This is a genomic window from Bradyrhizobium tropiciagri, from assembly GCF_001189845.1.
In the GTDB taxonomy this organism is placed as follows: domain Bacteria; phylum Pseudomonadota; class Alphaproteobacteria; order Rhizobiales; family Xanthobacteraceae; genus Bradyrhizobium; species Bradyrhizobium tropiciagri.
Genome location: NZ_LFLZ01000137.1, coordinates 1 through 10,122, shown reverse-complemented (window position 1 = coordinate 10,122; position 10,122 = coordinate 1). Strand labels below are relative to the sequence as shown.

Here is a 10,122-nt window from a genome sequence, read left to right as displayed (position 1 = left end):
TGCTAAGCGGCCGATCGAAGTGTGTGGTTAGTTTGGCGGCATCACCAATGCCGGCAACGGCCTTGTCGGGTATGTTGGTCGAGTGGTGTCGATACGCGCCGGGGAGATCAGCAAGACAAAGCCATACCGTCTCGAGCAGGCACCGGCCGGCGTGCGAGAGATCGCGTGAGAGCATAGGGGAATCGACGGCCTGCTACCTGAGGCTAGTGCCTGCTGTTAGAGGGGCGACGGTGGGTCTCCACTGTTGTCGGCGGCGGCCTGATCAGCTTCATGTGGGAGGTTGCCAAGCAAGTGTGCAGGCAACGTGATCGGGCGGCTTTCTTATCATGCTGCATGGGCAGAGGCGGAACACGGCGGCGGGAATGCCCTCAGATGGTTCGTGCCGCCACGAGCCCTCGACGCCTGCAATAAGATGTAAATCTCGGACGTAAAATCGGGGATCCGTAGCCAATCCGCGTCTCAGAGCTTGATCACCGACGTTCGCGATTCCGTCTCCGCCTATGCATCTCTGTGAACGGCCGATCGGCCATCGTGCCAGGCTCCGCGTTTAATCATCAATAGCGGACATCGGAGCGCCGGTTGACCATCGCTCTAAAGCGGGATGGGGTTTGGTTGAATCGATTTGGGATTCCCAAATCAATGTGTTTCTGATTCACCATGCTGGCTGGATAGGAGCTGGATAGGGGGCCAGCATGGATAGGCAAGCCTTATTCTCTGGATCTCCGTAAGCGTGTCGTAGCCGCGATCGAGGACGGGATGTCGCGCAATCGGGCGGCCAAGCAGTTCGGGGTGGCGATCAGCACAGCCGTCGGCTGGGTGCAGCGGGTCGAGGAGACCAGTAGCGTTGAGCCTGGGCAGATGGCGGTCACAAGCCGAAGGCGGTTTCGCGAGACCACGCAGTCTGGCTGTCTCAGCGGATCAGGGAGGGCGATTTCACCATACGCGGTCTCGTGGTCGAACTTGCCGGTCGCGGTCTGAAGGTCGACTACCACTCGGTGTGGGACTTCGTGCATGCCAAGAAGCTCAGCTTCAAAAAAAGCGTGAAGGCTCGCGAACGCGATCGACCCGAGGTAGTTCGCCGGCGAGCCCAGTGGACAGAATATCAAGGTCGCATCGAAGCTGAGCGGCTGGGTCTTCATCGACGAGACATGGACCAGGACCGATATGGCGCCCTTGCGGGGATGGGCTCCGCGCGGGCACAGACTTCCCGCCAAGGTTCCCCGCGGCCGCAGGAAGACCATGAGCTTCCTAGCGGCCCTGCGCCATGATCGGATCGATGCGCCATGGTTCATCGAGGGGCCGATCGACGGCGTGAGCTTTCGCACCTATGTCGAAAAGGTTCTTCTGCCCGTTCTTCGGCCCGGCGATATCGTCATCCTGGATAACCTCGGCAGCCATAGGAGCAAAGCAGTTCATCCGTTCAGTCGGCGCCAAGCTCTTCTTCCTGCCAAAATACTCGCCCGACCTGAACCCGATCGAACAGGTCTTTGCCAAGCTCAAGCACCTGCTCCGCAAAGCTGCCGCGCGAACCGTCGACGCAGTCTGCGCCGCAATCGGCCACGCACGCGATGCCTTCACCTCCGAGGAATGCGCCAACTACCTGAAAAATTCAGGCTATCGAACTTAATGCCATCCACGTAAGGCGCAGCCGCGGCGACGGTAGCGACTTGCCGGATCGCATGCAGCGATTGCAATCGTCATAGACATCGAGGAGACGGCCTGCACCTGCTGCCAGCGGTTCGATCACTATCGACTGCACGGGAATTCTCGTTTTGAGTATTGCAAGTTGACCAACGATTTTGATCAAGGCGAAAGCGTCACCGGCGTGGCTACGCCTCGATCCTGGACACGGGTCTTCAGCTGCCGTACTGCAAATCGGAAGTGAAGGTCTCAGGCCAAAAGTCCACTAATTGACACTGCTCATCGCGCTGGCACATGCCGGCGGCGTATGCACGCCGCCTGTCATGATAGACTAGATCAGCGGACCACTATCATGCAGCCCGGGCCGTCTGCCCGCTTTGGTCCCCTGATGTGCGCAGTGAGACGACCAGCCTTACCAGGGGATGCGTCGTCGTCGCAAATGAGGCGACTCGGTGCGATATCTTGATCGCCGAAATATTTAACGGTCACACATTTAGTTTGCCAGCTGTCCCAGATTGCAACGTCTCCCGACTTCCAACTCCAGCGCACAGTATTTTCTGGCGCGGTAAGGTAGGAATGAAGTAGTTTGAATAGCCGCTCGCTGGTGCGCTTCTGCAGACCGACGAAATGTTCTAAGGAATGTCCGAGCACAAGCATTCGCTCGCGAGTCTCTGGATGAGCATAGACGACTGGATGCGCGGCTTCATGGATCGTTCCAGTGAAGACATCATCTAGATGTAACCGGCCCCCCTCTTTGGCGTCCCCGCTTGCGGCGTAATCATGGTCACTGTAGCGCACGGCCCACAGGTTGTCGGCGAGCATCCGTAGCGGCTCCGGAAGATCAAGGTATGCGGTCGCAGGACTCGACCAAACAATATCCCCGCCAACGATGCTGGGCAGGATTGAAATATCTGAGTATGTCTCACCGGCGGCAGCATTCATGTGCATTTGGTCGGTAGAACCGCTGCTGCCGACCGACGCCATTGCCAACCTTGCCGGCCCCATTCCACGGACTATCGAACACGGTATGAGCGAACCAAGTCGGACGGCAAAGCGCTGCCGCTCGAAATCATCAAGGTGCGCCTGACCACGAAAGAAGATGATCTTGCGCACGAGGAGCAATTGAGCAATGGCCTGAAGGGCTTCGTCTGACAGCTCATCGCAGAGCCTGATGTTCTTGATCTCACTACCTAACCGGGTTCCGTGCTTGATGATATCCGCTCGCGGAATGATGTCGCCAATGGTCCTATTGCTCATGATCATGACCTCACTTTCGTGACGATAAACAAAACTCGCGATCCATGGTCGGCGAAACTGACGACGGAAGCGCAGCCAACTTGCTTTTGTTACTGGCCCGCCCGTGACAACTCGGCCGCGATGTCTTTCGGTGGAGAACGCGCGAAACGTTAACGACCATCGCGTGATCGCGATCCGAGCCTACTCGACAGTCGGCATCCATAGACATCATTATCGGAACGGACCTGCAGCAGGACGCCTCATTCTGGCACCGCAAATTTTACGCGCATTCGATGTCCCGTCCATGAAACGAAACCGGTCTTCTTTTCGTCCAAGCGCAATGTTCGCTTCGTCAGCAAGCCTGTCTCTAAAATATTCTTTGAAGTAACCGTCTTACCGACAGCTCTACTGCCATAGACACAATCAAAAAGTTACAAGCGGACAAGCCAATAGCGCGCGAGTTTGATTCGTCGGGGCAAATCAATTCCGCACACTCTACCATAGATTGTCTTATTTTGCATCCGAAATCGCAAGTAACAAGTTCTTGTTCGGAATATCCATTATAATGTGTTCTTCGCTCATCGCGGCGTCACGGTGGATCATCTATCCGGGCGATCGTGCAGCAATGAATGATGCGACATCTCGCGTGTTCATGCGCTTCAGCGGCCTCAGTGCGATTCGAATGTCGTCAGTAGTTGCGCGGTGGTCCGTGGCCCATTCTACCTTTCAACCAATTTTAGATGGCGAATGAGGTTCGTGAACGCATCGGGTTAGCTGGCAGATCAGACGATCAAGGGAGCTTCGATTCGAAGGGTCTAGGTGCCAAGCTGCATTGGCATTAGGACTTGCTTGGCCAGCGAGAGAACAAGTCTTACGGTCCCGGGCTATGCGGTGCGGCTGCCGATCGAAGTGCACGTTCAAACCAATGATGATTCGGCCAGATGGGCGCATCACTGTAGAGCCATCCACAAACTTCGGACACGGCGAGACGACGTATAGTGCCTAACCGCGTGAACCGCCTTGTTGTTTTGTCTGCTCACAAACCCGCCGTATTGCTGATGGATCGTATTTCAGAGGAGTGGGCGCTGTTGGCCCCGATCAATCCGATCTGGCGTTGGTGCCTCTCGGGACGGCGACACCAACTGGTCGAGGGTCGATGTTGTTAGTGCCCTATTGATCAATGCCTTGCCGCTCGTGCAAGCCCCACGTGCTAACGCGGGCAGACACGATGCACATTCTGGCGAGGCCATTTTTGAACATCCTACCCGGCAACATGGACCTGTTCCGCCGGCCAACGACATGGCGTCGGCGGCACTGACGGACCAATGTCCATGCCGAGAATCTCGCGCCTGCCGTCGCTGTTCGCGCCGACCGCGACAATCACCGCGACAGATACGATGCGGCCGTTCTGACGCTCCTTCACGTAGGTGGCGTGATCCACAAGTACGGCCAGTCCCCCTCGACTGGACGGGCAAGGAAGGCCTTCACCTTGTCGTCGATCTCCCTGGAGAGCCGGCTGACTTGGCTCTTTGAGATGCCGGTCATGCCCATCGCTTGCACCAGGTCGTCCACCGAACGGGTCGAGAAGCCCTGCACAGAGGCTTCCTACACCACGGCGGTCAGCGCCTTCTCGGCCATCCGGCGCGGCTCCAGGAAGCCCGGGAAGTAGGAGCCCTTGCGCAGCTTTGGGATGCGTAGTTCGACTGCGCCGGCGCGGGTCTCCCAGATCCGGTCGCGGTAGCCATTGCGCTGGGCCAGACGCTCGGGGGTCTTCTCGCCATAGGCGGCCCCGGTTCGGCTTTCGACTTCCAGCTCCATCAGGCGCTGGGCCGCAAAACCGATCATCTCGCACAACAGATCGGCATCAGGGGTCTTCTCCACGAGCGTGTGCAGGTTCATCATGTCATCGCTCATCGGTGGTTCCTCGGTTGCGTTGGCGTGTCGCAACCCGATCCTACCGGAGAACTGCCGGTGACCACCGCAAAGTCGCCCGCTCGCGGGCGCGCGCCCGGGTGGCTTTGCTCTACCGAGCTACACTACTGGCGGGGCACGACCAGAACGAACGAGCAAGTATTGAGGCTATCCATAGGCATCTTATTGGATACGCAATCCCGCGCATGGCGTCGATGCGCCGCCGCGTTATTGGGTTCCCGTGCAACTCGGCTCCAAGCGGTTGCAAACTGCTGATAAGCATCGGGGAGACGCCTGGAAGTTTGAGGTCACCCATTGCGAGCTGTGCCGCAACATCGGTGAGCTAACAGCGCTATCACATGGGTGGCGACATTTAGGAAACTGTCCAAGCAGCAGCAAGGAGAAACGTTGACCGGCTTGAGACGAAGCGCGACTTCGTAGAATCCTCCAATCAGGCAGCACAGTGACACATGCGTCTCATACGGGGGATGGCGTGTCGCGCAAGAAGGCACACGTCCCTTTAGGCCACAGCCGCACCACCCGCTCGAACCATTCATCCAGCATATGGCAGTTAGATTATACAAGCAGTGGCGCGATCACATCGCCTTGGTGCGACCAGGCCGAGTTATTCATTGCCGTCGTCGGGTCGCGTTCCAATCCTCGACATTTGCATCGGTCACCCAGTGTTGAGGTATCTTGGCAGCCGTTTGGCGGGGGCACGTCGAATCTTAGAGGCAGTCTTCGTACGTAACGTACAATGATCTTAGGCTGTTGGGTACCGTCGTTCTCTGTTCCTCCAATCCGACGAGCCGCTGCATCTCACGATGAGAGCGTGTTCAAAAAAGGCGAGATCGCGGCCCGAGAAGATCGTTATCAACCGACCTACAGCGCGCGATCCAGCTGGACACATGGCGCATGTGGAACCAGCTCATGAGCCGATGTTAGTGTTCGCTCCAGCGAACGACTCATGCTTGAGAGGATTATGGCGATTGAGAGGCCGAAACGCCGGAAAAAGTTCCATCTAAGCTCACGGTCAGATCGCAATCACAAATGACTAGGACGTGTTGCCCGACAGATCTTAAGGATGCATGCAGTCTTCCAGTTTTAGCCGCATTCGACGCACAAAGTTCTCATTTGCAGACTTCCAAGCTACCATGGCTTCGCTAATCGAACGGCAACTCCGCAGCTCGAGAGCCCAACCCGCGCATGAGCCAGACCAGCAAATTAGGTACCGCGCGTAGGCCGCAATGTTGGCAAGCACCGATGAGAAGGGATGCCGCGCGTTCGTCACGGACGTATACCATCATTCAGACCTTCGTCGATCACCTGACCGAATGCACAGACCACCACGCTGCTCAACAGAGCATGGCGTATATAACTGCGGCGCTGGACTTGTCGTGTTTCGCATATCTTGCGCTACCGCACGGGCCGGCTAATTCCCCGACTTTAATTTCTACGTATCCATCCTCCTGGACAGCTCGCTATTTGCTGCGCAAATACGAAACCGTCGATCCGGTTGTACGTCGGGCGATTCGCCAGACGGAACCCTTTCGATGGGGACTCGGATACGAACCGCGAGATCAGTCGGACTCCGAGCGTGAGCTATTTGAAGAGGCTGCCGGATTTGGCATTCGTTGCGGACTCACGTTTCCAATCCACGATCACCGGGGTGCGATCGCGGCGCTGAGTTTCGCGGCGGACGAGCCGTCGGACTAATTTTGAGCGCTCGATAGTCGAGCAGGCCCAGAATCTGCGACTAATCGCGATGTTTTTTCATGCACATGCAAGGCGCCTATCGACCACGGATCGCGTCGTCGGCGGGGTTGTGTTATCTCCTCGCGAGTTCCAATGTCTCGAATGGTCATCTCGCGGAAAATCGGCCGCCGAGATCGGGATCATTGTCGGAATATCTCGGCGGACAGCAGGTTTTCACCTGGATAACGTCCGAGCAAAGCTCGGCGTTCGCTCGCTTCGGCAAGCCGTCGCGCTTTTAGCCGAAGCGAACTCTCGAAGATAGGTCCACGCCGCGCAATAAGCACCTGTGCGACTGTACAGGGTGCGGCGACCTTGGCTTCCAGCTTGATTTGCGAAATCAAAGCGGGGAAGTAGGAATGATCCAGCTCATTACGCCACAGTATTGCAGCGAGTTCACCAACGACCTTGCTGAGATGCACCGGCTGCGTTATCGCGTGTTCAAACTTCGGCTGAATTGGAATGTGTGGGTCAGCGGCGACATGGAGATCGACGAATATGATGTCCTCAGGCCAGTTCACCTGCTGCATCGCGCAACGGATGGAAGGATTCAGGGCTGTGTCCGCCTTCTGCCGTCGACTGGACCAACTATGCTCAGAGAAATTTTCTCAGTTCTTCTCGACGGACAAGGTGCACCACGAAGCTCTCAGGTGTGGGAAAGCAGCCGCTTCGCTCTCGACGTTCCGCCTGATACACCAAAAGCGAGCGGTGGACTTGCTGCAGCCACGTACGAACTCTTTGCAGCTATGATCGAATTTGGTCTCTCCACCGGACTAACGGAAATCGTCACCGTCACTGATGCTCGCATGGACGGTATTCTTCGGCGTGCAGGATGGCCCCTTCGTTCGATTGGAATGCCTCGACCACTCGGGAATACGACCGCATTAGCCGGCTATTTGGAGGTGTCCACTGATGCGTTGGAGCGCATCCGCAAGGCCGGGCGCATGTCAGGCCCGGTGCTTTGGGCTCCCGTCATCCGAGCTGCCGCTTAAGCCTTGAGAAGCAGGTACAAGTCACTATCCCTACATTGCGGCGGCAGCCCCGCTCGCTCAAGCCTTAAAATGCGCAATTTCCGTCAACGGCGGCCGTCACTGCAAGCCGGCAAAGCTCTTGAACTGAAGCACCTCAAATCGGCCGTTGCCGCGGCCGATTGCGGTAGTTTCCGTCAAGCTGCAGAGTTGCTGAGCTCGCAACAATCGAGCGTCAGCCGAAGAATTAGCGAGATTGAACACCACTTGGGGATAGCTATTTTTGAGCGCTATAGTGGAGGTGTGCGTCCGACGCGGGCTGGCCGCAGTATTCTTCGGCTGGCAAGGTCGATTGTGGAAGAATTCGACGCACTTATCGCAAGCGCGCACGCAGTTCAGAGTAGCGAAAGTGGCCGTCTGAGTGTCGGATTCTGCACCTCGCTTTCAGCAGGCAATCTCCAAACCTCGCTGCTCGAATTTAAGCAGCGCTATCCCCAAATCGAACTAGCGACAATCGAACGATCACGGACACGTCTGGCGGCCGCACTTCGCAACGGCGTGATCGACACGCTGATAGTACCAGGGCGTCCGCCATTGTTGGACGCCAAAACCCTGTCGCTGTGGGGCGAGCGCGTCCTGGTTGCCTTACCTCAAGACCATGCTCTCAGTTCGCGTGAGACTGTCAATTGGATTGACCTGCGCGAGCAGGCGGTTTTGTTGAGCCATTACGATCCCGGAAAAGAGTTTGAATATCTCCTGATTTCTAAGCTTGTCTCGCCTGAGGATCGTCCCAAAATTGAACGCCACGACGTCAGCAGCGGCATCATCAAGAGTCTGATCAGCATGGGGGCCGGCATAAGCCTCGTTCTGGAATCTGACATGGGGGCTAATTTCGCGGGCTTGACCTACCGAGAGCTGCGCGATGGCACCGGCCCCAGCCGGTTCGGCTTCTCAGTTTATTGGCGAGGCGAAAATGAAAACCCGGCGTTGGCCGACTTCCTGCAGCTAGTCTCTGAGCGCTACCCTTCGCCTCCGCTCGGGCGTTGACGCGCCGGTCGAGCCCTCAAAAAAATGCCTGCCCGCAGCTGCGGAGCGCGCCGCAATATCGGTGCAAATCAGTTGGGCTCATCCTGCCTGTAGCCGACAACATCGATCCGGCGCCGGCACCGCTCGTCGACGTGGCTCCGCGGTCAACCCAAGCTTTGAGACCTCGGAGCGGATAGACGACACGTTCACCCAGCTTGCGATAGGTCAGGCCACCCGTGGCGCGTGGGTCGCGATTGACTGTGTGCTCACACAGGCCGAGAAGGCGCGCAGCTTTATGCGTGCGTAGGGATCGCAGTGGCAAGCTGGCGTTCGGACCGGCGTGTTCAGGTCTGTGCCATCGACCGGAGCGCGGCCGGGTGGGGGCGGCGCCGGCGGTCACGACGGCCAGGTATTCGCGCTTAGGGCGTGCGGAACATTCAAGAATGTTTTTTTCGGCAGCCCTAGTTTAATGCTTGCGAGATGGCGGACGAAGCGGTGCGCGATAGCCGCCGCGCACAAGAGCACGCCCAGCCTTCACCAAGCGGATTGTTCGGGCACGAACGTCGTGGGTCTTCCAGCCACGCTCAGGGATGCGTTGTCTGCCAAACAACACTTCCGCGATAATGCGATAGGATGCGCCATCCGTGTACCCATCCAGCGCTCGCAGCGCCAACGCTAGTCTTTCCCGCTGCTGCGCCGACAGCCGATGATACGGAGGTCCCACCGGGCGACCATTAATGGCGCGCCAGAGCCGATGTGAGGCATAACCGCGAATTTCGCAGTCCGCATCGTAACGGCAGTTCGGCGGAATAGAAAGCTCCTACCTGCGGCGCCTGTTTCAACCAAAGGTGATGTTGCACTCCCTGAATGCGCAATACGGCATGCCAACCATCCGAAGCCCGTTTGATACTGCCTGACGCAAGATCAGCGAGCAGCAGCGGCACGCCAACGACTTGCGAGGCAGATGTGCTACGTACTATTGGCACCACGCTGGGCAAAGCCTCGGGTGCCCAGAAGATGGTTTGCTCGAAGAAGGACCGCTGGGGGTCATGCGCGAAAGCAGACGCCCCATCTCCTTCGGAATTCGGCGCTCACGTTCCCGCTCCGCTTGCTAGCCTCCCGATAAGCAAGTCGGAAGTTCGGACTGCGCCTGAGCGATTCCCAAGCAAAATTTGCCCTGTCCCCTGCTTCCATCATGCGCTGATATGGCTCCGTTGAGCGCCAGTCGAGCTCGGACATGCAACTGATCCCCATTTAAATTGTGAGGCAATGTCTATAAAGCCAGCGGTTGCGCGACAAGTCGCTAATGTCGCATCGCGTGATGCGTAGGAACGATCACCTTGGATAGAGAAGAAGCCTATTCTCAATCCCGGGTCTCAGGCGACGAAGGCTTGCTATTTGCAGGCTCGGCCGCGCAGCAAATGGCGGTAACCATGGTCTGCCATCCAGTTTGCTCGGGCCAGGTGAGTATCGAATGCATGGCGGGCGCGTGCAGGTTCATGATCTGGATCGATACGCAACACAATGCGAGCTACTTCTTTCCAGTCTGCCCTCTCAGCTGCGGCATCAAGGAGGCGCCAATAGGTCG

6 protein-coding genes and 3 pseudogenes are annotated in these 10,122 nt (G+C 57.5%); 4 read left to right on the top strand and 5 right to left on the bottom strand.

The window, feature by feature from the left end:
- Positions 1-696: 696 nt before the first annotated feature.
- Positions 697-1,627: pseudogene (locus tag AKN84_RS47005) on the top strand (IS630 family transposase).
- Positions 1,628-1,977: 350 nt separating this feature from the next.
- On the opposite strand, the gene AKN84_RS43590 reads toward AKN84_RS47005, so the two are convergent.
- Both AKN84_RS43590 and AKN84_RS47000 read right to left on the bottom strand, forming a co-directional pair.
- Positions 1,978-2,904 (bottom strand): TauD/TfdA dioxygenase family protein, encoded by a 927-nt coding sequence (locus tag AKN84_RS43590; RefSeq protein WP_050426492.1) that lies wholly within the window; start codon positions 2,902-2,904, stop codon positions 1,978-1,980.
- A 1,234-nt stretch (positions 2,905-4,138) separates the two neighbouring features.
- A pseudogene (locus AKN84_RS47000) lies at positions 4,139-4,776 on the bottom strand (transposase).
- A gap of 1,275 nt (positions 4,777-6,051) precedes the next feature.
- Between AKN84_RS47000 and AKN84_RS50945 the strand changes: the two are divergent.
- The 3 genes and pseudogenes from AKN84_RS50945 (at position 6,052) to AKN84_RS43575 (ending at position 8,555) form a co-directional block, all read left to right on the top strand.
- A pseudogene (locus tag AKN84_RS50945) lies at positions 6,052-6,805 on the top strand (helix-turn-helix transcriptional regulator).
- A 94-nt stretch (positions 6,806-6,899) separates the two neighbouring features.
- Positions 6,900-7,532 (top strand): acyl-homoserine-lactone synthase, encoded by a 633-nt coding sequence (locus AKN84_RS43580; protein WP_050426491.1) that lies wholly within the window; start codon positions 6,900-6,902, stop codon positions 7,530-7,532.
- 69 nt (positions 7,533-7,601) lie between these two features.
- Positions 7,602-8,555 carry a LysR family transcriptional regulator gene (locus AKN84_RS43575; RefSeq protein ID WP_050426490.1) on the top strand — a complete coding sequence of 318 codons (954 nt, stop codon included), beginning with the start codon at positions 7,602-7,604 and terminating at the stop codon, positions 8,553-8,555.
- A gap of 445 nt (positions 8,556-9,000) precedes the next feature.
- On the opposite strand, the gene AKN84_RS49810 is transcribed toward AKN84_RS43575, so the two are convergent.
- The 3 genes from AKN84_RS49810 to AKN84_RS49800 all read right to left on the bottom strand — a co-directional run.
- Positions 9,001-9,273: a DUF2285 domain-containing protein gene (locus AKN84_RS49810; RefSeq protein WP_244485796.1), complete on the bottom strand. Its 273-nt coding sequence runs from the start codon at positions 9,271-9,273 to the stop codon at positions 9,001-9,003.
- 308 nt (positions 9,274-9,581) lie between these two features.
- On the bottom strand, positions 9,582-9,728 hold the full coding sequence (locus tag AKN84_RS49805; protein WP_244485795.1) for a transcriptional regulator domain-containing protein: 147 nt from the start codon (positions 9,726-9,728) through the stop codon (positions 9,582-9,584).
- A gap of 200 nt (positions 9,729-9,928) precedes the next feature.
- Positions 9,929-10,122, bottom strand: a 194-nt coding sequence (locus AKN84_RS49800) for a DUF2285 domain-containing protein (RefSeq protein WP_128971704.1), incomplete at its 5' end; no start/stop codon positions are given.

What these genes read in the sequence shown, in the direction of transcription:
- AKN84_RS43580 (WP_050426491.1), top strand. Translation starts at nt 6,900, where the DNA reads ATGATCCAGCTCATTACGCCACAGTATTGCAGCGAGTTCACCAACGAC.
- AKN84_RS49805 (WP_244485795.1), bottom strand. Translation starts at nt 9,728, where the DNA reads ATGGAAGCAGGGGACAGGGCAAATTTTGCTTGGGAATCGCTCAGGCGC.
- AKN84_RS43590 (WP_050426492.1), bottom strand. Translation starts at nt 2,904, where the DNA reads ATGATCATGAGCAATAGGACCATTGGCGACATCATTCCGCGAGCGGAT.
- AKN84_RS43575 (WP_050426490.1), top strand. Translation starts at nt 7,602, where the DNA reads ATGCGCAATTTCCGTCAACGGCGGCCGTCACTGCAAGCCGGCAAAGCT.